A 21,945-nucleotide genomic window follows, 5' to 3' on the forward strand; every position below is an offset into this window, starting at 1 on the left:
GTGCGGAAGGGTCAGCGTGCCTCGGCCGCGACCAGTTCCGCGATCTGCACGGCGTTGAGGGCCGCGCCCTTGCGGAGGTTGTCACCGGCGCAGAACAGGGCCAGCCCGTGCTCGGCCGTCTCGTCCGCGCGGATCCGGCCCACGTACGTCGCGTCCCGGCCGGCGGCCTGCTGCGGGGTGGGGATCTCGGAGAGGGCCACCCCCGGGGCGCCGTCCAGCAGCTCCAGCGCGCGCCGCGGGGTGAGGGGACGCTCGAAGCGGGCGTTGATCTGGAGGGAGTGGCCGGTGAAGACCGGCACCCGCACACAGGTGCCCGAGACCTTCAGCGCGGGGATGCCGAGGATCTTGCGGCTCTCGTTGCGGAGCTTCTGCTCCTCGTCGGTCTCGCCCAGGCCGTCGTCCACGACGGACCCCGCCATCGGCAGCACGTTGAAGGCGATGGGGCGCACGTACTTGTCCGGCGCGGGGAAGTCCACCGCCGAGCCGTCGTGGGCGAGCCGGGTGGCGTCGCCCTCGACCGCCTTGCGGACCTGCTCGTCCAGCTCGGCGACACCGGCCAGGCCGCTGCCGGACACCGCCTGGTAGGTGGACACGACCACGCCGGCCAGTCCCGCCTCGGCGTGCAGCGGCTTCAGCACCGGCATCGCGGCCATGGTGGTGCAGTTCGGGTTGGCGATGATGCCCTTGGGGCGCTCGGCGGCGGCCTCCGGGTTCACCTCGGAGACCACCAGCGGGACCTCCGGGTCCAGCCGCCAGGCGGAGGAGTTGTCGATGACGACCGCCCCGGCCGCGGCCACCTTCGGCGCCAGCGCCTTCGAGGTCGAGCCGCCCGCGGAGAACAGCACGATGTCCAGACCCGCGTAGTCGGCCGTGGTGGCGTCCTCGACGGTGACCTCGCCGTCCCGCCAGGGCAGTGTCCGCCCGGCGGAGCGCGCCGAGGCGAACAGCCGCAGCTCGTCCACCGGGAAATCGCGCTCGGCCAGGATCTCCCGCATCACACCGCCGACCTGACCGGTGGCTCCGACGATCCCGATTCTCATGGGGCTCCTTCTGTCGTCCGTGTCCCGCAGCCTCAGCCCTCTACCCTGCCCTGCCGGACGGGCGGGCGCCAAATCTCTTTGGCGTACGTCACACCCGGACGAGCAGGGCGTACGGCCTGCCGGCCGGTTCTCACCGGGGCCCGGCGGCGCCGGACCGTGCCCCGCTCACCGGTGCCGGAGCACAGGCCCCTGAACGGCTCGGGGCCACCGGCCGGGAGCCGCGGCGGCCGTTCCCCGTCGTCGGGGATCCGGCGGGACGGGCAGCCGGGGAGTGTATCCGGACACACCGGCGGCGCGGGGCGTACGGCGACGTCGGCACGGCCCGCGGACGTCCGGCGGGTCCCTACCCCGGGCGTGCCGGGGCCGGCCGGCTCGCCCCGGCGCCCCGGCACGCCGTCACACCGCCGGGCCGGTCCGTACCCGCTCCGGCTCGGAACGGGCACGGACCGGCCCGGCGCTCGCCCGCGCCGCCGCCGTCTCGGGCGGAGTCCCCGGCGCGGGGCGAGCCCCGGCCTCCCCTCCCCGCGGTACGTACGGGGAGGCCGGGGCGCCACCGTCGCCCCGGAGGGGCAGACGGGCGACGGCGGCGCGATCGTGGGTGCCGGACCGCCGGGTCAGGCGCGGTGGCGGGGCCGGGCCGAGCGACGGCGCGCGGTGACCAGCAGCACGGCTCCGCCCAGCATGACGGCCGCGGCGCCGCCGAGGGCGACGGCGGTGGTGCTGTCGTCGCCACCGGTCTCGGCGAGGTGCACCTGCTGCCCGCCGTCCCCACTGTCCCCGCCGTCCCCGGCCGGGGAAGCGGCGGCGCCGTTCGGAACCTTCCCGGACCCCTCGGTCCTCCCGGTCCCGGTCTCGGTCTTCCCGGTCTCCGTCTTATCGGCCCCGGTCTTCCCGGCAGGCTCGGCCGGCCTGCCGGTGCCGTCGGCGGGGAGGGGGGCGGTCTGCCGCTTCTCACCGTGCTCGTCGCCGCCGTGCCCGTCATGGCTCACGGTGGACTTCTCCGCGCTCTCCCGGATCTGCTCGTCGGTCGGCGCGGCCGGTGCGGTACCGGCACCGCCGCCACCGTTGCCGCCGCCGTTGCCGCCACCGAAGACGACGTCGGAGCAGGTGTAGAACGCCTCCGGGCTGTCCGAGCGCTGCCAGACGCTGTAGACCAGATGACGGCCGGACCGCTCGGGCACGGTGCCGGAGAAGACGTAGGAGCCGTTCTCCAGCCGGGGGCCGGTGACCTTCGCGAAGGGCTCCGGCTCCAGGTCCGACCATGCCAGCGGCTTGGCCGGGTCGTAGCCGGCCCTGGTGATGTAGAGCTCGAACGTGCCCTTGTGCGGTGCGGTGGCCCGGTAGCGGAACGTGTGGTCGCCGGCGGTCATGGGGGTGGCGGGCCAGTCGGAGCGGGGCAGGTCCAGGCCCTTGTACTTGTCGCGGCCCGCGCTGCACAGCTCCCCGTCCGGGATGATCCGGCGGTGGTGTCCCGCGGCGTCGGCGATGTTGACCTCGTTCCAGTCGTACAGCGGCTGGGTCCCGCCGGCGGCGACGAGCGCCTTGCACGCCGCGGACCGCGGCGCCTCCGGCCCTTCGGCGTGGCAGGCGGCCACCCGGCTGACCGGGTCGGTCAGGGAGCCGTGGGCGGCGGCGGGCGCGGCGGTCGGCAGGCACAGGGCGAACGGCGCCGTGCCGGCGGCTACGAGGGCGGCGGCCCTGCGGCTAACGGTCATCTGCGGTACTCCTCCAGCCACGGGGGCGGGTGGTACGGGTGGGGGAGCCGGCCCCGTCCCCCCGCGAACGGGGCCCGGCAGCACGCACGTTAGCCGCGTTCGAAGCCCCTTCCAGGGCCTTCCGGCCTGGTCCGGCGATCCTTATGCCGCCGTTAAGGCGCCGTTGAGCGGGGCCACAGAGAACCCCCGCGGAGCGGCCCGCCCGGTTCGGGGGACGGACCTCCCGGGGCCGGGGCGCAGGGGGTGGGTCAGGAGCGGACCAGCAGGGTCAGGCCCGCCGCCGCGGCGCCGAGCGCGACGGCGGCGACGCCGTGGGAGAGCCGGTGCGAGCGCAGGACGGGCAGGGCGCGGTCCACCGCCCAGCGGCCGGGGCCGGCGAGGGCGAGCGCGGCGGCGGCCGCGACGAGGAGGAGCTCGTACTCCACGCCCTGGGGCGAGAAGAAGCCGCCGTCCCACTTGACGGCCACCGCGTTGAGCATGGTGCCCAGCACCGCGGCCCCGGCGAGCGGGGTGAGCAGGCCGAGGACGAGGGCGAGCCCGCCCAGGGTCTCGGTGAGGGCGGCGACCAGGGCCATCGTCCCCGCGGCCGGGTAGCCGACCGAGGCGAAGAACTGCTCGGTGCCCTCCAGCCCTCCGCCGTCGAACCAGCCGAAGAGCTTCTGCGTGCCGTGCACGGCCATGATCAGGCCGAGGGCGAGACGCAGCAGCAGGAGTCCGGCGTCCTGGGCCGGGGTCGGGGTCGCCGGGCCCGGGGCGGTGGCGGGCGCGCCGGTGTACCGGGTGGTGCCGTCGTACATGCCGGTGGGGGCGGTCATACGGGCTCCTCGAAGTTGTGGTTCGAATTCGAATCACTGACTCGGCGAGTGTAGTTTTAGATTCAAATTTGAACAACCGCGTAGAATGGCACCATGAACGAGCCCCGTTGGCTGGACGAGCTGGAGATGGCGGCCTGGAAGGGCTTCCTGCAGGCGTGGCACCGCGTCAACCGGTGCCTGGACCAGCAGCTCAAGCAGGACGCGGGCCTGTCCCACCCGCAGTACGAGATCCTGGTCCACCTCGCGGCGGCCCCCGGAGGCGAACTCCGCATGACCGAGCTGGCCGAACGGCTGATCGCCTCCAAGAGCGGCCTGACCTACCAGGTCGGCCAGCTGGAGAAGCGGGGCCTGGTACGGCGCCGCGCCTGCCCCAGCGACGTCCGCGGCGTCTTCGCGGTGCTCACCGACACCGGGCGCGAGACACTGCGCGAGGCCGCGCCCGGCCATGTGGAGGCGGTGCGCGAGGTACTCGTCGACGTCCTCGACCGCGAGCAGCTCGCCGTGCTCGCCGAGGCGTTCGGCAAGGTCGGCCACCGGCCGCGGCCGAGCTGAACCCGGACCTCCCCGGTTCCGGCCGCCGTGGACCGGCGGAAACCGGCGGGGGATTGGTGCAGAATCGTCGGCGCGCCACGGCACCCCGCCCGGCGCCCCGAGTACCTCCCGCAGCAGGAGATGTGCCGTGCCCCTGAGGATCACCGTGGACCCGGACGCCCCCACCGCCCCGTACGAGCAGCTCCGCGCCCAGATCGCCGAACAGGCCCGCGGCGGTGCGCTGCCGGTCGGCCACCGGCTGCCCACCGTGCGCGCGCTGGCCGGGGAGCTGGGCCTGGCGGCCAACACCGTGGCCAAGGCGTACCGGGCCCTGGAGGCGGACGGGGTGATCGAGACCCGGGGACGCCACGGCACCTTCGTGGCCGCGGCCGGGGACGCCGCCGCCCGCGAGGCCGCCGCGGCCGCCGCGGAGTACGTCCGGCGGGCCCGGCGGCTGGGCCTGGACCGGGCCGCCGCGCTGGCCGCCGTCGAGGCCGCCCTGCGCGCCGGGTACGGTCCGGAGAGCTGACCGCGCCGGACCCCGGACCGGTTCCGCCGCCCCGCGCGGGTCAGCCCGCGGCGAGCCGCTCCCGCGCCGCCATCAGGGCGAAGCCCAGCAGGTTGAGCCCGCGCCATTGCGCCGGGTCGGCCGCGCGTTCGTCGTCGGCGGCCAGACCGATGCCCCAGATCCGGTCCAGCGGACTGGCCTCCACCAGCACCCGGCCTCCCCGGCGCCCCCCGGCCCGGGAGGCGTCCCCGGTGGCGAGCAGGAAGGCGCGCAGGTCCGGGTGCTGCCCGAACTTGTGGACGTTCCCCTCGACCACGATGCCGAAGCGGTGCCCGGCCCAGACCCCCTCGTCGAAGCCGCGCACGGTACGGCCCGCGGCCTTGGCCGCACCGGGCTCCGCCGCGGCGAGCACCCGCTCCTCGGCCGCCCCGTCCCCGAACAGCCGCGCCTTGGCGGCCATCATCCAGTGCTCTGCGGTGGCGTAGGCGACACCCGCCACGGTGAACGGGGCGGGCCACCACTGGCTGAGGCACTCCGGGCCCACCGGAGCGCCCCGCCGGGGGGAGTGCCCCCAGAAGTACAGGTACTTCAGCGGCTCGCCGCGTGCCCGACGCGCCGTCAGCTCCGCCACCCGCCGCTCGGGCGCCGGGTCCGTCACAGGTACAGCCCCTGTTCGGCCGTACCGGGCCCGGACACCGCGGCCGGGACGGTGCCCCGGCGCAGCGCGTACAGCTCGGCCAGCGTCGCGCCGTCCCGGCCGACGCCCTCCTCCCGGCCCAGCCACCGCACCGCCTCGGCACGGGTCAGCGGGCCGGCCTCGATCCGGGCCAGGCAGCGGCCGGGCCGAACCACCGCCGGATGCAGCCGTTCCAGGTCCTCGTTGGTGGTCAGGCCGACCAGGATGTTGCGGCCCTGGCCCAGCAGCCCGTCGGTGAGGTTCAGCAGCCTCGACAGTGCCTGGCCGGTCGCGTGCTTGGCCTCGCCGCGGATCAGCTCGTCGCAGTCCTCCAGGAGAAGCAGCCGCCAGCGCTTGCCGTCCGGACCGTCGTCCTCCTGGCCGACGGCGATGTCCATGAGGTAGCCGACCTCGTTGAACAGCCGCTCCGGGTCGAGTACGCAGTCCACCTGGCACCAGTCCCGCCAGGAACGGGCCAGGGTGCGCAGGGCCGAGGTCTTGCCGGTGCCCGGTGGGCCGTGGAGCAGCAGCAGCCGGCCCGTGATGTCGTCCGGGGAGGTCTTCATCAGGCCGTCCATGGCCTCGGCGACCGGGGCCGGGTAGTTGCCGCGGATCTCCTCCCAGCTCCCGGCCGTGATCCGGCGCGTGGTGCGGTGCGGGCCGCGGCGCGGCGAGTTGTACCAGAAACCCATGGTGACGTCCTCGGGCGCGGGCTCCGGCTCCTCGTCGGCGCCGTCCAGGGCCGCCCGCAGCGTCCGTTCGGCCAGTTCCTCGCTGACGGCCGTCACCGTCACGTCGACGCCCTGGTTCCAGCGGGAGACCAGCACCGTCCAGCCCTCGCCCTCGGCGAGGACCGTCTCCCGTCCGCCGTCGCGCGCCGAGCGCAGCACCAGCGCGTCCGGCGGCAGCAGGGACAGCCCCTTGCCGGCCCGGTTCAGGGAGCGGCCGTGGGCGTGCGGCTGTTCGCCAGTGGTGAAGCGACCCAGGAACAGGGCGTCGATCACGTCGGAGGGGGAGTCGCTGTCGTCGATGCCCAGCCGGACGGGCAGCCGGGAGGAGAGCTGCGCGGACAGCCGGGAGGGGAGGTGGGCGGAGGGGCGGGTGGGCGGACGGACGGGCAGGGTTTCCTCGGTCGGCCGGGCGGGATGGTCGGCACACATGGGCCTCATGATCCGGCACCACCGCGCCGCGCGCACGCGGGTTTTCCGGGACGTCCCCGTTCCGTGCCCCGCCGGCCGGCCCGCCGCTACCGGGCCGCGACGGCCGCCGCGAGGGCCGCCAGCAGCGCCACCAGCACCACCAGGATGGTCACCGGCAGCACCCACGGCCCCCGGTCGCCCCCCGGGGCGGACGGCGCGGACCCGGAACCGGCCGGCGGCCCGGGCGCGTCGGCCGGTGCCCGACGCCGGCCGGCGTCGGGCCCGGCGCCCCCGTCGTCCGCCGGATCCCCGGAGGGCGCGGACCGGGGGGACTCCCCGGTGCGGTCGGCGCGGTCCGCGGACGGCCCCGGGGCGGGGCGCGGAGTGCCCCCGGCCGCGGCCACCCACAGCAGCCGCTCGACGGCGGCGGCCGTCGGGCGCTCTTCGGGATCCGCCCGCAGCAGCCCCTCCAGCACCGCCGCCAGCGGGCCCGCCTCCCGTACCGGCGGCAGGTCGGCGTCGGTGTACGAGGCCAGGGCCCGCAGGGTCTTCGCCGCGGTGTCGCGGCGGAACGGGGAGACGCCCGTCGCGGCCAGGTACAGCAGGACGCCCAGCGACCACATGTCCGAGGCCGGTCCGGGCGCGGCGCCCCGGGCGCACTCGGGCGCGGTGAACTCCGGAGCACCGACCGGCTCCCCGGTCCGGGCGTGCACGGTGTCGGCCTTCACCAGCGAGATGCCGAAGTCGGTGAGCACCACCCGGTTTCCCCCTCGGCCTTCGGCACGGGAGGTGCCCCCATTGCCCAGCAGGATGTTGGCGGGCTTGATGTCGCGGTGCCAGATCCCCGCCTCGTGCGCGTTGCGCAGTGCCGAGGCCGCCTCCGCCCCGATCCGCGCGGCGCGGGCCGGGGACACCGATCCCTCCGCGGCCAGCACGTCCTTCAGGGACAGCCCCCGTACCAGTTCCATCACGATCCACAGGCGGCCGTCCTCGACCACCACGTTGTGCACGGTGGTGGCGTTGCGGTGCGAGATGCGGCCGGCGGTCATGGCCTCCTGTTCCAGGCGGGTGTACAGCCGCCGGACCTCGTCCGGGGCGAGCTCCTCGGCCGCCCGGATCTCCTTGACCGCGACCTGCCTGCCCAGCGCCTCGTCGTGCGCCTGCCACACCACGCCCACCTCGCCGCGGCCCAACTCGGCGGTGAGGCGGTACCGGTCGGCCAGCAGCCGTTCCGTGTCCATCGCGTGTCCCCCGTCCCCTGGCGTGATCGGATGCTGATGTCTCGTACTGTGTTCGTCAATCCCCTTGCGGGGAAGCTGAATCCGATGACCGGAATACCCGTGGGTCACGGTCGGGAGATAGGGTTACCCTGCCCGGGCCGGGAGCCCTCGTATGGGTGGGGAGAGTCATGGAACAGATAACGGTGCGCAGCAGGGCACGAGTCCCTGCGATCCAGTGCGGGAGCGGTGCGACCAGTTCGCGCCTGGACCGGCACCTGAGCGTGCTGGCCGGTCCCGCCGTCCCCCAGGATGACACGGCGGAGGCCACCACGCTCATGCGCGAGCTGACCACGCGCGACACCGCACGCACCCGGTCGGGGAACCGGAGTGCCAGGGTGTCGCTGTTCGCACCGCTGCGGCGGCTGCGGCGCTCCATCTTCGGCGGGCGCGCCTGACCGCGCGCCGATCCTGACTTCCCACCGAGGGCCGGGCGGCGACGCCCGGCCCTGAGTGCTGCCCGTGTACCGCCGTCCCCGGTGGCACGGGTGCCGACCGGCCGGAGCAGAGCCCGGAGCAGAGCTCAGAGCAGGGCGAGCTGTCCCTCCGGGCCCTCCTCGGGGTGGTCCAGGACGGACGCCGGCCGCCGGGCGCCCGGCGGCACCGGGAGCACCCCGGCCGCGCGCAGCTCCGCGGTGCCGATCGCGGGAGCGCCGGCCAGCCGCCGGGCGAGTTCCTCCCGCGGACCGCTCAGCCGGTCGAGGAGGGTGAGCACGGTGATCAGCTCCAGCAGCTCGGAGGTCCACTCCGCCGGCCAGCGGGCGGGCCGCACCGCCTCCAGCGTGCCGGGCCCGGCCGGTGCCGTACGGCGGGCGAACCACTCCCGGAGCACCGGCGCGCCGCCCGCCTCGAACTCCCAGGCGGCCCGTGCCACCGGGGCTATCCGGCCGTCCCCCAGCCACAGGGCCTCCTCGTCCGCGTCGTGGCGCAGCCCGTCCGGGGCCGGCCGGCCGGGCAGGGCGGCCCGTACGTAGGGGCGCCGGCCGCCCGGCAGCCGCGGCCGGGTGCCGTCGCCGCAGCGGGTGCCCCGGGTGTGGATCCACAGCAGCCGGCGGCCCAGCGCGACGCCCTCCTCCCACACCGCGCGGTCCGCGGTGAGCGGTACGGCCGGGCCCGCGGGGCCCGGGCGCAGCGCGGCGGCGGTCCAGGCGAGGACGTCCTCGGCCGTCACCGCGGTGCCCAGCCGGGCGGAGAGCAGAGCGGGCAGCCCGGGGGCGAGGTTGGGCTCCCGGCCGCCGGGGCGCCGGTACAGGGGCCGGACGCGGTCGGGGCGGGCCGCCCGGGTCTCGGGGGGTGCCGGAGCGCTGACGGCGGGCAGCGTGGTGAAGACCGCCTCCAGGACGGGTGCGCGGGGCGCGGGGGCGGTCTCGACCAGGTGGATCTGCCGTTCGTCGGCGACCCGCCACAGCTCCGGCCGGGCGGCGTCGAGGAGCCGCTGGTCCGGTATCAGCCACTGCCGGTCGTGGAGCCCGGCCAGCACCCGCACCGGCTCCGGGCAGGGCCCGTCCTCCCGGTCGAGCCGCCCGGTGGACGCGGCCGCCGCTCCGGCCGGACCGGGCAGCCGGGGCACGGCGGAGCGTGTCGTACGGGCGCGGGTCGGAACGAACAGCCTCTCGCGCTCGGCGCCCCGGGCCCGGAGCAGCGCGGCCCAGCGGGCCCGCAGGGACGCCGGGTCGGAGGCCAGCACCCAGCCCCGGCCCGGCCGGAGCGGCCGGACGGACCAGGGCATCAGCTCGTCGAGCGGGAGCGCCCCGCCGTCCGCCGCCCCGTCACACACCCCGTCGCTCACCCCTGTCGGTCCGCCGCCGTACACCGCTGTCGCCCGTCTCCCGCGTCCCCGCCCGCATGGTACGGGCGGCGGTCAGTCCGCCTCCACGGTGACGGAGAACGAGAAGCGGTCGCCGCGGTAGCGGATGCGGGCCACGTCCACCACCCGGCCGGTGTCGTCGTAGGTGACGCCGGTGTAGTGCAGGATGGGGCTGAGCAGCGGGACGTCGAGCAGCCCGGCCGTCTCGGGGTCGGCGAGCCGGGCCTGGACGGTGTCGGTGATGCGGCTGATCCGTACGCCCACCGTGTCGCGCAGCACCTTCGTCATCGGCCAGCGGACCAGGTCGTCCGGGTCGATGCGGGCGGCGAGTTCGGGACGGACCAGGTTGTCGGCCCAGTTGGTCGGATCGCCGCTGTCCCGGTCGCGGCGCAGCCGCCGGTAGGACACCGCCTCGGAGAGATCCGGGAAGTGCTCGGCCAGGTCCCCGGGGACCGGTGCCGGGCCGTGGCCCAGCAGGGCGGTCTCCTCGCCCGACTGCTGGGCCACGATGGCGTCCACCGAGCCCAGCAGCCGTACCGGCGCCCCGCTGCGGGCGCCGGGCTCGATGAACGTGCCGCGCCGCCGGTGCCGGCTGATCAGCCCCTCGTTCTCCAGCTCCTTGAGCGCCTGGCGCATGGTCAGCACGCTGACGCCGTAGTGCTCGGCGAGCCGCTCCTCGGTCGGCAGGCGCAGCGGCGCGCCGGGGGAGCGGCCGAGTATCGAGGCCCGCAGCGACTGCGAGACCTGGTACCACAGCGGCAGTTTGCGGTTCAGCGCGAGCGAGTCGGGGGCGAAGACGGTCACGGCGGCCTCCGGACGGCCTGACGGGGTGCGGCGGTACGGCTTCTGGGCGGTGCGGTGGTGCACACGGCGGCGCCGTGCCACGACGCGGATCACCGTACGCGGTGCCGGGGCGCCGCGTCAGGCCCTGAAGTGGCGCCCCAGCCCCTGCCACACCTCGTCGTAGCCGTCCTGGAGGTGCTCCGCGTCGCGGGCCTGCGCGGTGAGCACCACCGGCCAGCGGGTCTCGACCATGAAGGCGAGGCCGTCGTCCACCTTCCGCGGTACGAGCTCGGCGGCGCTCGCCTGCTCGAAGGTCTCCCGGTCCGGTCCGTGCGCCGACATCATGTTGTGCAGTGAGCCCCCGCCGGGGACGAAGCCGCCCGGGCCGGTCCGCTTGGCGTCGTAGGCGCCCTCGATCAGGCCCATGTACTCGCTCATCACGTTGCGGTGGAAGTAGGGGGGCCGGAAGGTGTCCTCGCCGACCAGCCAGCGCGGGGCGAACACCACGAAGTCCGCGTTCGCCAGGCCCGGGGTGTCGGACGGCGAGGTGAGGACGGTGAAGACCGACGGGTCGGGGTGGTCGTAGCTGATGCTGCCGATCACGTTGAAGCGGCGCAGGTCGTAGACGTACGGCACATGGCTGCCGTGCCAGGCGACGACGTCCAGGGGCGAGTGGTCCCAGGTGGCCGTCCACAGGTCGCCGCAGAACTTGGTCACCACCTCCACCGGGCCCTCGACGTCCTCGAAGGCCGCGGTGGGGGCGAGGAAGTCCCGGGGGTTGGCCAGGCCGTTGGCGCCGATGGGGCCGAGGTCGGGGAGGGTGAAGGGGCGGCCCATGTTCTCGCAGACGTAGCCGCGCACGAGCGGGTCCAGCGGCTCGACGCGGAAGCGCACCCCGCGCGGGATCAGCGCCACCTGGCCCGGTGCGGCGGCCAGCAGGCCGAACTCGGTGCGCAGCAGCAGTCCGCCGCGCTCGGGCACGATCAGCAGTTCGCCGTCGGCGTCGCCGAACACCCGCTCCATGGGCGCGTCGGCGGCGTAGAGGTGGACGGCGACGCCCTCGCGCCGGGCGGCGTCGCCGTTGCCGCCCAGGGTCCACAGCCCGGCCAGGAAGTCGGTGCCGGGCGCGGGGTCGGGCAGCGGGTCCCAGCGCAGCCGGTTGGGGTCCGGGGCGGTCTCGGCGAAGGGGGCGCCGCGCAGGCTCCCGTTCCCGGTGCGGACCAGGCGCGGATGGGCGGCCGAGGGGCGGATGCGGTACAGCCAGGAGCGGCGGTTGTGGGCGCGGGGCTCGGTGAAGGCGGTACCGCTGAGCTGCTCGGCGTAGAGCCCCAGGGGAGCGCGCTGCGGGGAGTTGCGGCCCACCGGAAGCGCTCCGGGGACGGCCTCCCCGCTGTGCTCGTTCCCGAACCCGGGGGAGTACGCCAGCCCCGCCGCGGTCTTGCGCGCCTGCTCGAAACCGCTCGTCGTGCCGCTCATAGCAACGCTCCCGGTGCCCATGGTTTCCTGTCGAACACCATAGGAATGGGTGGGGGCGGGCGTCAATCGGGAACGCGGGCGCCGCCGTGGAGCGCGTCGGGCGCACGGAGACCGTCGGCGCCGCCCGGTCCGCCGACCGCACCACCGTCGTCGGCATCGGCGGCAAGGAGCCGAGGGCCTCCTTCTCCCCGCCGGGGATCCTCCGCTTCGCACACCCGTCCCGTCCGGCCGTGTCCACGGCGTCTGCGGCCCCGCCCGCGACCTGCCGGCGCTCGCCGGGCACGTCCGCTCCGGGAGGGCTGGGTCCGGGCGCGCTGGTCACCGGCCGGACGCGGCGGGTGGGCGCCGGCGGTCTTCCCGTAGCGACCCGGTGCACCGCCCGCCGCGGGCGGTGCACCGGGTCGCTACACGTGGACGACCCTCGGTGTCTCGAACGCCTCGGCGAGCGGGACCGCCACCTGCGAGCCCCGGTACGCGGCGAGCGCTCTGACACCCCCCTCGCTCCGGGGCAGCGGCCACGGTTCGACCTCCTGGCCGTAGGCGCGCAGCGCGGCCAGTTTGCGCTCCAGGTGCTCCTCGGAGACGGCCTGCCAGCAGTTCGGGGAGAAGGACGGCCGGATGCCGGACGCCTCCCCCCAGTCGGTTGCCGACCTGACCTCGAAGCAGCGGATCTCGCCGACATCGCTGCGCCCGGGCCGGGCCGCCACCCGGACCGCCGAGCTCACCAGCCGGTGGTCCCGGTTGAGGTCGGCCAGGCTGGAGGTGAGGACGGTGTCCGGGTCGAAGGCCCGGATCTCGTCCTCGACGAGCCTGTTGAGCTCCAGCTGGCCGACCCGGTCGAGCCGGTTGTCGCCGTGGCCGTGTACGGCGACTTCGGCGATGCCCAGGATCCGGGCGGCCTCCTTGACCGCCAGTGACCGGTTGGCGGCCCGGTGCGGACTGCGGTGCCGGGAACCGTCGTCGTCGGTCAGTACGCACAGCCGGACGCGGACGCCGGCGTCGCTCAGCCGTGCCAGGGTGGCGCCCGCCCCGAGGGTCTCGTCGTCCCCGTGCGCGACAACCACAAGTAGCCTTCGCAATGCGCTCTCCCGTTCCGCTGGGCGGTGTCCGTGGGGCCTTACAGCCGACTGACCCGAGGGTCTGCCGGCATGACTCCTCTGGTGTCCAGGACCGGGCAGCCACCCGCCGTGATGTCGCGCAGGTCCAGCGTCCGGTGCGGCTGGAGGAGCACGGCGATGTCGCACGAGGCGGCCGCCGCCGCCAGATCCTCCTCCCTGTCGACCGGCTCGCCGTCCACCACCCATTCCCCGATCAGGGGATCGGTGAAGACGACGTGCGCGCCGGCCCGGCGCAGAGCGCGGGCGAGCGGGACCGCGGGGGTCTCCCGCACATCCGACACGTCGGGCTTGTACGTCACGCCGACGAGGAGGACGCGCGCACCGTTGGTGCACCTGCCCACGGTGTTCAGCGTGTGCTGGATCCGGCTGAACACGTGCCCGGGCATCCGCTCGTTGACCTCCACGGCCAGCTCGACGAGCCGGAAGGGACGGCCCAGGCCGCGGGCCGTGTGCGCGAGGTAGACCGGATCGACGGGTATGCAGTGACCGCCGACCCCGGGGCCGGGCAGGAAGCGCTCGAACCCGAACGGCTTGGTGGCCGCCGCCTCGATCGACTCCCACAGGTCGATGTCCAGCTCGTCGCAGAACATCGCCATCTCGTTCACGAGCGCGATGTTGACGCTCCGGTAGGTGTTCTCCAGCAGCTTGGACAGCTCCGCCTCGCGGATCCCGGAGACCGGGACGACCTCGGCGACGAACTTTCCGTAGAACGCCGCCGCCCGGTCCCCGCAGGCCCGGGTGTACCCCGCGACCAGCTTCGGGGTGTTCTGCACCCCGTAGTGCGGATTCCCCGGGTCGATCCGCTCCGGGGAGTAGGCCAGGCCGAAGTCCCTGCCCGCCCTGAGACCGGACCGCTCCAGGATGGGCAGCACCACGCCCTCGGTGGCTCCCGGCCAGATCGTGGACTCCAGGACGACCAGGGTGCCCGCGCGCAGGTGCGCTCCGACGGTCTCCGCGGCGGCGCACACCTGGCCGAGATTGGGCCGGTGGTCGCCGTCCAGCGGGGTGGGTACGCAGATGACGATCGTGTCGCTGGCGGCCAGCACCGCCGGGTCGGTCGTCGCCGTGAACCCCTGTTCCAGCATCACGGCCAGCTCGGCGTCGGACACCGTGTCGACGGGTGACCGCCCGGTGTTGAGCATCTCCACCCGGTGCGCCGCCACGTCGAACCCGACGACGCGGCCGCCGACCGCGGCCGCAGCCCTGGCCAGGGGCATGCCCACATAACCGAGCCCCACTACCGCGTAATCGTATGTCACGAATTCCTCCTAGGGACTAGCCGGCGACGACGGAGCCGACGCGGACCTCCGAGATCACGTCCCGCAGCACGTCGTCCAGCGATCGCCTCGGCCGCCAGCCCGTCAGCTTCCTCACCCGGGTCGTGTCCGGCACGCGGCGCAGCGGTTCTTCCGAATGTTTTCCGTAGGCTTCCTCATGAGGTACGAAGGTGATCTCCGAGTTCGACCCGGTGAGTTCGATGACGCGCCTCCCGAGGCCGAGGACGCTGATCTCCTCGGAGGATCCGAGATTGAACGTCCCGCCGATCGAGCGCTCGTCCTCCAACAGCCGGAGGACTCCTTCCACCGCGTCGTCGACATGCATGAAGCAACGCGTCTGCAGGCCGTTCCCGTAGACGGTGAGGGGACGGTCCTCCACCGCCTGGCGGACGAGCCGGGGAATCACCATCCCGTACGCGGGACTCTGCCCGGGGCCGACGGTGTTGAAGAAGCGCACGACGACCGACTCCAGGCCGTGCTCCCGGTGGTAGGCGTTGACCAGGGACTCGTCGACTGCCTTCGCCTCGCTGTAGGACCACCGCGCCACTTCGGGGCTGCCGAGGATCCGGTCGGAGTCCTCCCGCAGCGGCACGTCCGCGTTCTTGCCGTAGATCTCGCTCGTACTGGCCAGCAGCAGCCTCCTGCCGAACCGGTGGGCGGCCCGGGCCACCGCCTCCGTGCCCAGCACGTTGGTGGCCAACGACCGCAGCGTCCGTTCGACGACCAGCCGGACGCCGACTGCCGCTGCCAGGTGCACCACGGCGTCGCACTGCTCGACCAGCTCGTCCACCAGGCCCCGGTCCAGCACGCTCCCCCGGACGAAGGTGTACCGCTCGCCGTACGCGGCGGCCGGGGCGCCGGGCGGGCTTCCCGTCGACAGGTCGTCGAGCACCAGCAGCGAATGCCCGCCGGCGAGGAGGGCCTCGCCGAGACGGGAGCCGATGAACCCGGCTCCCCCGGTGATCAGGTATCTCATGGTCGCTCCTTGCTCGGGGTTTCCTCGGGGGACTCTCCGGGGCTTCTCGGAGCCGTCAGGCGTGGCGGACGTCCCGGTCCATGAGGACCAGCGCACCGTCCGCCGCGTGCAGACGGTCGTTGCTGTAGTTCAGCGGGGCCGAGCGCAGATCCCGCAGGGTGCGTTCGAGGGCCAGGGGGGAGTCGCGCAGATAGCCGTGGAACATGCCGGTGAGCTCGATCAGTTCGTCCACGGCGGCGGGGCACTTCTCGGAGGCGGTCAGCTTCACCGCGTTCAGGAGGAGCTGCACCGGCGGGGACGTCACGTCGGTCGCCGGGTCCCCCAGCACCCCGGTCGCGTGCCGCAGCACGGCGTGCACCGTGTCCAGGTGCTGGCGGGCCCGGGACAGCCGCCGCAGCAGCAGCTCCGACCCCAGGTCGCGGCGGTCCCGCTCCGCGCGCAGCAACCGCACCACCCGGGCCAGGGCGCCATCGGCGGCACCCAGCCAGCAGGCGGCCCAGCCCACGTGGGCCAGGGGTGCGAAGGTGCGCAGCACGATGTCGCGGAACCCGCCGGGCCCGCCCACCACCTGGTGCGCCGGGACGTCGCCGGCCAGCCGCATCGGGACGCTGTGCGTGGCGCGCATGCCCAGCGGGTTCCAGCCGCCGGTGACGGTGATCTCCAGTTGGTCCCGGTCGGCGTACACCAGCGACACCCGGTTCGGTGAGGTCGCGTCGGGAGCGGCCATCGAGACGAGGAAGCCGTCGGCGTGGGCACCGCCGGTGACGACCGGTGCCATCCGCTCCAGACGCAGCACCGACGCGTCGCTGCCCAGCGGCGAGGCCGAGGTCAGCAGGTGGCCGCCCTTGCCCGGCTCGGTGGTGACCGAGCCCACGTAGAGCTCGCCCCGGGCCACCCGGGGCAGCAGCGCCGCCCGCAGTTCCTCCGACGCGTGCCCGGTCAGCGCCGCGACCTGCTGGCAGTGCATCGCGTAGATCATCCCGACCGACACGCACTCGCGGGACAGTCCGCCCGCGACTGCGAGCATGTCGGACGTCGTGCCGCCCAGACCGCCGTACCGCACCGGGACGAGCAGGCCGAGCAGACCGCTGCGGCGCAGTGCCTCCAGTGCCTCCACCGGGAAGGAGGCGTCCCGGTCGGTCCGTGCCGTGTGTTCGCGGACCACGGGCCGGATCTGCTCCAGCAGTGCCGCCGGGTCGGCGGGCGGGCCTGCCGCCCGCTCGAAGAGCCGGCAGAAGCCGTCCACCGTGCGCAGGGTCTCGGGGGTGAGGCCGGAGGGGTCGGCCTCGACGCCGAGCAGTTCCTCGATCCGCTCCACCAGCTCGACCATGCGGAAGGAGTTGAACGTCGGCAGCCGGTGCAGCTCGCCGTCGCGGGCGAGTACGCCGCTGTCGACCGCCAGCACCTCGGCCGCCGTGCTGATCACCGTCGCGCGGACGTCCCTGATCGTGTCGCCGCTCATGCCGCCTCCCCGGCGTTCCGTGAGGACAGCCCCCGGAAGGCCTCCTCGATCCTGGTGAGGACGGTGCCGACGTGCGGCAGCCGCAGCGGGTCGGCGGCGTCCAGGGCCGCCTCCTGCTGCTTCCGGGTGTCCCCGTACAACATGCTGGTCGCGGCCTTGAAGCGCAGCGCGCCGTGGCTGTCGCCGAGATGGTGGCCGGCCAGCACCGCGACGCCGTACCTGTCCAGCAGGTGGAGCTGGAGGGAGCCGGAGTCGGTGACGCCCCGTGCGGCCAGTTCCCCGCGGACCGGTTCGAAGTCGGGGTAGACGTAGAAGCCGGCGGTCGGCGGCCGGCAGCGGGCCGACGCGCCCACGGCGGCCCGGTGGACCGCGCGCGCCACCGCGCCGTGCAGCCGGGCGCAGGCGGCCAGATGCCGACGGATCTCGGGGGGCTCCCCGAACGCGTACTCCGCGACCTCCTGCATCGGACCCGCCAGGGCGGACCACATGTCGCTGGCCACGGAGAGGACCTCCGCACGGATCCGTTCACCCAGGGAGCCGGCGGGGAACCGGACGGCCCCGATGCGCCAGCCGCCGATCGCCAGGCTCTTCGACAGGCCGGTGGTGACCACGGTGCGCCCGGGCGCCACCTCGGCCGGGCCGAGCAGCGTGGTGGCCGGGTCGTGCACGGTGTCCCGGTAGATCTCGTCGGAGACCACCAGGAGGTCCTCCTCCTCGGCCACCGCGCAGACTTCCCGCACCAGACGCGGAGGAGCCAGGGTGCCGGTCGGGTTGTCCGGCAGGGTCAGCACCACGACGCGCGGATCATGACCGGCCGCCCGGGCCGCGTGCAGGGTCCTGCGCAGGGCGTCCGGCTCGGGCACGCCGCCGCACTCGGCGGGGATCGGCACGCCGAACGCCTTCTTGCCCGCCAGCCGCACCTGTGGGGCGTAGGAGTTCCAGCAGGGACGGGGGACCAGCACGTCGCCGGGGACGGCGAACTGCAGCGCCGTCAGCAGGGGCTTGCTGCCGGGGCCGACGACCACCTGATCGGAATCGGTGGGCATCCGGCGCCGGGCGAAGTAGCCCGCCACGGCCTCCCGCACCGGCGCGGCGCCGGCGACCGGGCCGTAGGCGTTGCGGTGCGCGCCGGCGGTGAGCCGTGCCGTCAGGGGGGCGAAGGCGGGCAGCCGGGCCTCGCCGAACCCGAGGTGGACCAGGGAGTCGCCGGCCGCCCTGCGCCGCTCGACGAGTTCGTTGAGGGCCAGGTTGGGCGACAGCTGACGGGGGGCGGCGGGAACTGCCGCGCCGGGGCCGGTCACCGGTGCTCCTCTCGCCACTGTCCCGCGGACCCGGCGCGGGACGGCGCGGCGCCGGCGGCGCCGTGCACCGCCGCGGCGATGTCGGCCGGGGTGGAGGGGTCCGCGCCGAGTTCCGTCAGCCACGAGGCGGTGGGGGAGTAGGGGGCCCGGAACGGCCTCCCGACGAGCGAGGGGTCGCGTGCCTGGAGCATCCGCAGCCTGAAGAACTTCCCGTCCGGGGCGCTCTCGACACCGTCCACGACCACCTTGCCCGGGGTCGCGGACATCACCGGCCCGCGTACGGTGCGGGCCAGTCCCGGCAGGAGCCGGTAGGCGTCCTGGAAGACCGACACGGCCCGGGCCAGCGGGACCCGGAAGTAACCGTGCGGTCCGGTGTCGCGCTCGACGAACATGTAGTACGGGACCGCTCCCGCCGCCAGTTCGGTGCGCCACAGCTCGTTCCACGTCGCCGCCCGGTCGTTGACGTGGGCGATGAGCGGCGCCTGGCAGTACACCACGGCCCCGGTGGACAGGATCCGTGCCAGGGCCCGGCGGGCCGTGCCGGTGCCGAGCTCGCGGGGGTGGCTGAAGTGGGCCATCACGGCGACCTGGCGTCCGGTGGCCGTCATCCGTTCCATGAACCGGAGCAGGTCGTCGGCGTCGCGGTCGGTGACGAACCGTTGGGGCCAGTAGGCGACGGCCTTGGTCCCGATGCGGATCGTCCGCACGGTCTCCACGTCCAGCAGCGGCTCCAGGTGGGAGCGCAGCCGCTCGGTCGACATCACCATCGGGTCGCCTCCGGTGACCAGGACGTCGGACACCTCCGGATGCCGGTGCAGATAGGCGATCAGCCCCGTCGGTCCGCGAGCGGCGAACCGCAGACCGGGCTCGCCGACGAACTGCGCCCAGCGGAAGCAGTAGGTGCAGTAGGCGTGGCAGGTCTGGCCGTGTCCGGGGAAGTACAGCACCGTCTCGCGGTACTTGTGCTGGAGGCCGGACAGCCGCTCGCCGTCGAGGCTGGGCACGTTGTACTCCCGCTGCCCCGAGGGGTGCGGATTGAGCCGCTCCCGGATCCGCCGCACCGCGGCCCGGGCGTCGGACCGCCGGGTGTCGGTGCCGGTCAGCCGGACCAGGCTCCGCCGGTCCTGTTCCCGCAACATCTCCAGCTGCGGGAAGACCAGCTGGAACATCGGGTCGTCCGGCACGTCCGACCAGTCGATCAGATGGGACAGGACGTATTCGTTGACTCGGAAGGGAAGGACCCGTGAAACGAGGCGTATGGATTCCTGGAGGTCCGGAGGTATTCCATACCGAGCCGCGATCTCGTCCAGTTGATGCGGTCCCCATGCGCGAAAACGTTCTGTTTCCACGGGGCTGCGGACCATTAGGGACATGAGACCTTCCTCCGGTTTCGTGGCAGGTGTTCTCACATTAGGACCTGTCCGCGGTCCCGCGCCACAGCTTGCGCGCACCCGCCCAACGACCGGCTTTATGCCCCCATAAAAATCCGCTATGGCCCCGCTTGCCGCGCCGCTTGACCCCGGATTACCCGGCGGCAATAGCATGAGGGAAAGCCGGGCCCCGTCGCGTTCCCCCGCGATGGATTCCCGGTCCATTCTGTTTCGCCGGCGCCGTTTTCCCGCAGCGCCCGGAGAAGACGTCAGCCGGAGGAGGCGGAGGCGCCAGATGCCGACAACCACCCCGTCCACCATCCCGTCCACGGTGCGGACGGAGCTGCTGGACTGCATTCAGGTCAACCTCGCCGTACTGGCCGACCGGTACCACGGACCGGACAGCCACCTCGTGCTGGGCGCGGTGCTCCGCTTCCGGCCTGGACGGCTCCCGGAGACGGCGCTGCCCACGGTCGAACCGCCCGTGGCGCAGCAGGTCGAGGAGTGCGTCGCCCGGCTCGGTCTGACGGTGCGGGAGGCGGCGACCGACTTGTCCGGCGCCGGGACCGCCGAGCTGGCCGGGGACGGTGGCACGGTGTACGCGGTGGGGGACGCCTACGGGATGCCCTGGCTGCCGTACGCCGGCAAGCGCCACATGGCGCACAGCTTCCTGGTCCGGCGCTCCGGCGACCGGGCCCTGGTCACCGACGCCTACCACAACGAGACGCGCTGGGGGCCGGCCGTTCCGGGCCGGTGGACGGTCGGCTGGGACGAACTGCCTCGCGTGCAGAGCGCGGTGCGCTTCGCCCCGGCGGCCGGCGGCGTGCCGCGGGCCGCCCCCGCCGTCGACGTCGATCCGCCGTCGGCCTACCTGGCCGCCTACGAGCAGTGCCCCGATCCCGGGAGGGCGGTGGAGCAGCTGACCGTGGAGACCTGGCTGCTGGCCCGGTCGCGTGGACTGCACGCCGCGTACCGCGACCGGTCGGGCGGACCGGCCGGGCCGGAGGTGGAGGCGCACGTGCGCCAGTGGAACGAGCTCGCGGTGCAGGCGTTCATCACGCTGCGGCGGCTGCACCGGGGCGGGGCCGGCACCGATGCGCTGCTGACCCGGCTGGCCGCCGCGCTGGCTGCCGACAGCGAGGTCTTCGGCGGGGCGCGGGCCGCCGCGAACCCGTAGGACCCGGAACCCGCGAAGACCGCAGAAGCCGTCTCTGGGAGGGACTCATCCCCGTGGACCCGAAATTCGTCGAACTGGTCGGATCACACCTGCAATTCCTCAACGACCGGCCGCTCACCGCCGATTCACCGCTGCGCGACCTCGGCCTGGACTCCATGAGGTCGATCGACCTGCTGTTCGCCATCGAGGACGTCCTCGGGGTCTCCCTGCCCGACGAGGACCTCAACGACGCCACGTTCGCCACCGCGGGAAGCCTGTGGCGGGCCGTGAGCGCCGCCCGCGCCGCGACCGGTACCGCCCCGGAGACCGCGTGAGCACGGCGGCCGGAAACGGCGTGCGGCCGGCACCTCCGGCGGCGGACCCGGGCCGGGAGGAGTTCGCGGGGGCCCTGGCGGACGTGCTCGGCGCCCTCCCGCGGGACGCGGACGGTCGGCGGGTGTGGGCCGCGCTGGGGTCGGCCGGGCTGCTCCGCGGGGTCTACCGGGCCGGTGATCCGGCGGCGGGAGTGGTACCGGCCCGGCTCGGCGCGCTGCTCGCCGCAGCGGACGCGCACGTCGGCATCGGCTCGACCCTGGCGTCCTGCGTCCAGCTGGCCACCGCCGTACCCCTGCTGGCCGCGGCGCGCGGACCGGGCCCGGCGGGGAGGACGGCCGGGGCCGCTCTCGACGGCGCCCGCACCGTGGCACTCGCCGCGACGGACGAGTCGCCCGGGTGCGACCTCGCCGCGCTGGGCACGCGGGTGAGCCTGGGGGACACCGAGGTGGAGGTCGACGGGGTCAAGCGGTGGATCACCAACGCGACCTGGTGCGAGTACGCCCTGGTGCTCGCCAGGCACCGGCCGGGCCGCCACTTCACCAGCTTCACCTGGGTGCTCGTCCCGGCGGACGCGCCGGGCGTCACCGTCGAGCGGGCCGACACCGACCTGTTCGACGGCTCCGGCACCGGCCACCTCCGGCTGGAGCGGGTCCGGCTGCCGCGCGCCCACCTCGTTGGACGCCCCGGGATGGGCCTGGCCGGCTTCGCCGCGCACATCGCGGTCGAACGGCTGGCGGGCGCGCTGTGGGGAACCGCGCTGTGCGGACGGGTGCTGGCGGACACCAAACGGCGTCTGATGGCCCGGCCGGTGGGCGACGGCTCGCTGTGGCACCTGGAGAGCGTCCGGCAGCGCTTCGCCGCCTGCCTGGTGCAGGTGCGGCAGCTGCACGCGCTCACCGGGGAGCTGGCCGACCGCGTCGCCACGCGGCACGACACCACGGCGGCGGCCCTCCTGAAGAGCAGCGCCGCCGCCACGGTGGAACGGGTGCTCACCGAGTGCGCCCACCTCCAGGGCGCCGAGGGCTTCGCCGTCACGGGGGCGCAGCGGCTGCGGGCGCAGGCGGCGCTGTTCGGCATCGGCGGCGGCACCACGGAGGTCGTGCTGTCGGTGGTGGGTGACGCGGCCGACTCCGTCCTGGCGGAACTGGCGATCTGATTCCCGACAGGGACCACCCCGAAAGG

Annotated in this window: 21 protein-coding genes; 6 read left to right on the top strand and 15 right to left on the bottom strand. The window is 74.5% G+C overall.

Annotated features, from left to right (window positions below; genetic code table 11):
- Positions 1–11: 11 nt before the first annotated feature.
- The 3 genes from CUT44_RS24560 to CUT44_RS24570 form a co-directional block, all read right to left on the bottom strand.
- Positions 12–1,040, bottom strand: coding sequence for an aspartate-semialdehyde dehydrogenase (locus CUT44_RS24560; RefSeq protein WP_100204127.1), 1,029 nt, complete (start codon positions 1,038–1,040; stop codon positions 12–14).
- A gap of 614 nt (positions 1,041–1,654) precedes the next feature.
- Entirely contained in the window at positions 1,655–2,755 is a 1,101-nt protein-coding gene (locus tag CUT44_RS24565) for a lytic polysaccharide monooxygenase auxiliary activity family 9 protein (protein WP_100204128.1), read from the bottom strand.
- A gap of 248 nt (positions 2,756–3,003) precedes the next feature.
- On the bottom strand, positions 3,004–3,570 hold the full coding sequence (locus tag CUT44_RS24570) for a DoxX family protein (protein WP_408646792.1): 567 nt from the start codon (positions 3,568–3,570) through the stop codon (positions 3,004–3,006).
- A 93-nt stretch (positions 3,571–3,663) separates the two neighbouring features.
- On the opposite strand from CUT44_RS24570, the gene CUT44_RS24575 reads away from it, so the two are divergent.
- On the top strand, positions 3,664–4,122 hold the full coding sequence (locus CUT44_RS24575; RefSeq protein WP_100204129.1) for a MarR family winged helix-turn-helix transcriptional regulator: 459 nt from the start codon (positions 3,664–3,666) through the stop codon (positions 4,120–4,122).
- A 127-nt stretch (positions 4,123–4,249) separates the two neighbouring features.
- Positions 4,250–4,630, top strand: a complete 381-nt coding sequence (locus CUT44_RS24580; protein WP_100204130.1) for a GntR family transcriptional regulator — start codon at positions 4,250–4,252, stop codon at positions 4,628–4,630.
- 40 nt (positions 4,631–4,670) lie between these two features.
- On the opposite strand, the gene CUT44_RS24585 is transcribed toward CUT44_RS24580, so the two are convergent.
- From CUT44_RS24585 to CUT44_RS24595, 3 genes are all read right to left on the bottom strand, one after another.
- The gene (locus CUT44_RS24585; RefSeq protein WP_233221633.1) at positions 4,671–5,267 is read right to left on the bottom strand and encodes an NADAR family protein; all 597 of its coding nucleotides are present in this window, start codon (positions 5,265–5,267) and stop codon (positions 4,671–4,673) included.
- Complete coding sequence (locus CUT44_RS24590) at positions 5,264–6,358, bottom strand: DUF5925 domain-containing protein (RefSeq protein WP_100204435.1); 1,095 nt, start codon at positions 6,356–6,358, stop codon at positions 5,264–5,266. The genes CUT44_RS24585 and CUT44_RS24590 overlap by 4 nt, the downstream gene beginning before the upstream one ends.
- 173 nt (positions 6,359–6,531) lie before the next feature.
- Complete coding sequence (locus CUT44_RS24595; protein ID WP_100204131.1) at positions 6,532–7,665, bottom strand: serine/threonine-protein kinase; 1,134 nt, start codon at positions 7,663–7,665, stop codon at positions 6,532–6,534.
- A gap of 167 nt (positions 7,666–7,832) precedes the next feature.
- Between CUT44_RS24595 and CUT44_RS24600 the strand changes: the two genes are divergently transcribed.
- Positions 7,833–8,099 carry a hypothetical protein gene (locus CUT44_RS24600; RefSeq protein WP_100204132.1) on the top strand — a complete coding sequence of 89 codons (267 nt, stop codon included), beginning with the start codon at positions 7,833–7,835 and terminating at the stop codon, positions 8,097–8,099.
- Positions 8,100–8,224: 125 nt separating this feature from the next.
- Here CUT44_RS24600 and CUT44_RS24605 read toward each other — a convergent pair whose 3' ends face one another.
- The 9 genes from CUT44_RS24605 to CUT44_RS24645 form a co-directional block, all read right to left on the bottom strand.
- Positions 8,225–9,430 (bottom strand): type ISP restriction/modification enzyme, encoded by a 1,206-nt coding sequence (locus CUT44_RS24605; protein WP_158239673.1) that lies wholly within the window; start codon positions 9,428–9,430, stop codon positions 8,225–8,227.
- 132 nt (positions 9,431–9,562) lie between these two features.
- On the bottom strand, positions 9,563–10,312 hold the full coding sequence (locus CUT44_RS24610) for a GntR family transcriptional regulator (protein WP_100204436.1): 750 nt from the start codon (positions 10,310–10,312) through the stop codon (positions 9,563–9,565).
- Positions 10,313–10,429: 117 nt separating this feature from the next.
- On the bottom strand, positions 10,430–11,767 hold the full coding sequence (gene hmgA, locus CUT44_RS24615; protein WP_100204134.1) for a homogentisate 1,2-dioxygenase: 1,338 nt from the start codon (positions 11,765–11,767) through the stop codon (positions 10,430–10,432).
- Between the two features lie 404 nt (positions 11,768–12,171).
- Positions 12,172–12,831, bottom strand: coding sequence for a PIG-L deacetylase family protein (locus CUT44_RS24620; protein WP_233221634.1), 660 nt, complete (start codon positions 12,829–12,831; stop codon positions 12,172–12,174).
- Between the two features lie 53 nt (positions 12,832–12,884).
- Entirely contained in the window at positions 12,885–14,144 is a 1,260-nt protein-coding gene (locus CUT44_RS24625) for a nucleotide sugar dehydrogenase (RefSeq protein WP_100204136.1), read from the bottom strand.
- A gap of 16 nt (positions 14,145–14,160) precedes the next feature.
- Positions 14,161–15,138 carry an NAD-dependent epimerase/dehydratase family protein gene (locus tag CUT44_RS24630; RefSeq protein WP_100204137.1) on the bottom strand — a complete coding sequence of 326 codons (978 nt, stop codon included), beginning with the start codon at positions 15,136–15,138 and terminating at the stop codon, positions 14,161–14,163.
- A gap of 55 nt (positions 15,139–15,193) precedes the next feature.
- On the bottom strand, positions 15,194–16,600 hold the full coding sequence (locus CUT44_RS24635) for an acyl-CoA dehydrogenase family protein (protein ID WP_233221635.1): 1,407 nt from the start codon (positions 16,598–16,600) through the stop codon (positions 15,194–15,196).
- Entirely contained in the window at positions 16,597–17,901 is a 1,305-nt protein-coding gene (locus tag CUT44_RS24640) for a pyridoxal phosphate-dependent aminotransferase (protein WP_233221636.1), read from the bottom strand. The genes CUT44_RS24635 and CUT44_RS24640 overlap by 4 nt, the downstream gene beginning before the upstream one ends.
- Entirely contained in the window at positions 17,898–19,274 is a 1,377-nt protein-coding gene (locus tag CUT44_RS24645) for a KamA family radical SAM protein (protein ID WP_100204138.1), read from the bottom strand. Before CUT44_RS24645 ends, CUT44_RS24640 begins: the two co-directional genes overlap by 4 nt.
- Before the next feature lie 292 nt (positions 19,275–19,566).
- On the opposite strand from CUT44_RS24645, the gene CUT44_RS24650 reads away from it, so the two are divergent.
- From CUT44_RS24650 to CUT44_RS24660, 3 genes are read left to right on the top strand one after another with little or no spacing between them, the layout of a single operon-like run.
- Positions 19,567–20,448: a hypothetical protein gene (locus CUT44_RS24650; RefSeq protein ID WP_100204139.1), complete on the top strand. Its 882-nt coding sequence runs from the start codon at positions 19,567–19,569 to the stop codon at positions 20,446–20,448.
- Between the two features lie 53 nt (positions 20,449–20,501).
- Positions 20,502–20,762: an acyl carrier protein gene (locus tag CUT44_RS24655; protein WP_100204140.1), complete on the top strand. Its 261-nt coding sequence runs from the start codon at positions 20,502–20,504 to the stop codon at positions 20,760–20,762.
- Complete coding sequence (locus CUT44_RS24660; RefSeq protein WP_233221637.1) at positions 20,759–21,919, top strand: acyl-CoA dehydrogenase family protein; 1,161 nt, start codon at positions 20,759–20,761, stop codon at positions 21,917–21,919. The genes CUT44_RS24655 and CUT44_RS24660 overlap by 4 nt, the downstream gene beginning before the upstream one ends.
- Positions 21,920–21,945 lie beyond the last annotated feature (26 nt).

It is taken from the genome of Streptomyces carminius, from assembly GCF_002794255.1.
Lineage (GTDB): Bacteria > Actinomycetota > Actinomycetes > Streptomycetales > Streptomycetaceae > Streptomyces > Streptomyces carminius.

Excerpts from the sequence above, each read along its gene's own strand:
- CUT44_RS24560 (WP_100204127.1), bottom strand. The coding sequence starts at position 1,040 with ATGAGAATCGGGATCGTCGGAGCCACCGGTCAGGTCGGCGGTGTGATG.
- CUT44_RS24565 (WP_100204128.1), bottom strand. The coding sequence starts at position 2,755 with ATGACCGTTAGCCGCAGGGCCGCCGCCCTCGTAGCCGCCGGCACGGCG.
- CUT44_RS24570 (WP_408646792.1), bottom strand. The coding sequence starts at position 3,570 with ATGACCGCCCCCACCGGCATGTACGACGGCACCACCCGGTACACCGGC.
- CUT44_RS24575 (WP_100204129.1), top strand. The coding sequence starts at position 3,664 with ATGAACGAGCCCCGTTGGCTGGACGAGCTGGAGATGGCGGCCTGGAAG.
- CUT44_RS24595 (WP_100204131.1), bottom strand. The coding sequence starts at position 7,665 with ATGGACACGGAACGGCTGCTGGCCGACCGGTACCGCCTCACCGCCGAG.
- CUT44_RS24600 (WP_100204132.1), top strand. The coding sequence starts at position 7,833 with ATGGAACAGATAACGGTGCGCAGCAGGGCACGAGTCCCTGCGATCCAG.
- CUT44_RS24605 (WP_158239673.1), bottom strand. The coding sequence starts at position 9,430 with ATGCCCTGGTCCGTCCGGCCGCTCCGGCCGGGCCGGGGCTGGGTGCTG.
- hmgA (WP_100204134.1), bottom strand. The coding sequence starts at position 11,767 with ATGAGCGGCACGACGAGCGGTTTCGAGCAGGCGCGCAAGACCGCGGCG.
- CUT44_RS24630 (WP_100204137.1), bottom strand. The coding sequence starts at position 15,138 with ATGAGATACCTGATCACCGGGGGAGCCGGGTTCATCGGCTCCCGTCTC.
- CUT44_RS24635 (WP_233221635.1), bottom strand. The coding sequence starts at position 16,600 with ATGAGCGGCGACACGATCAGGGACGTCCGCGCGACGGTGATCAGCACG.
- CUT44_RS24645 (WP_100204138.1), bottom strand. The coding sequence starts at position 19,274 with ATGTCCCTAATGGTCCGCAGCCCCGTGGAAACAGAACGTTTTCGCGCA.
- CUT44_RS24650 (WP_100204139.1), top strand. The coding sequence starts at position 19,567 with ATGCCGACAACCACCCCGTCCACCATCCCGTCCACGGTGCGGACGGAG.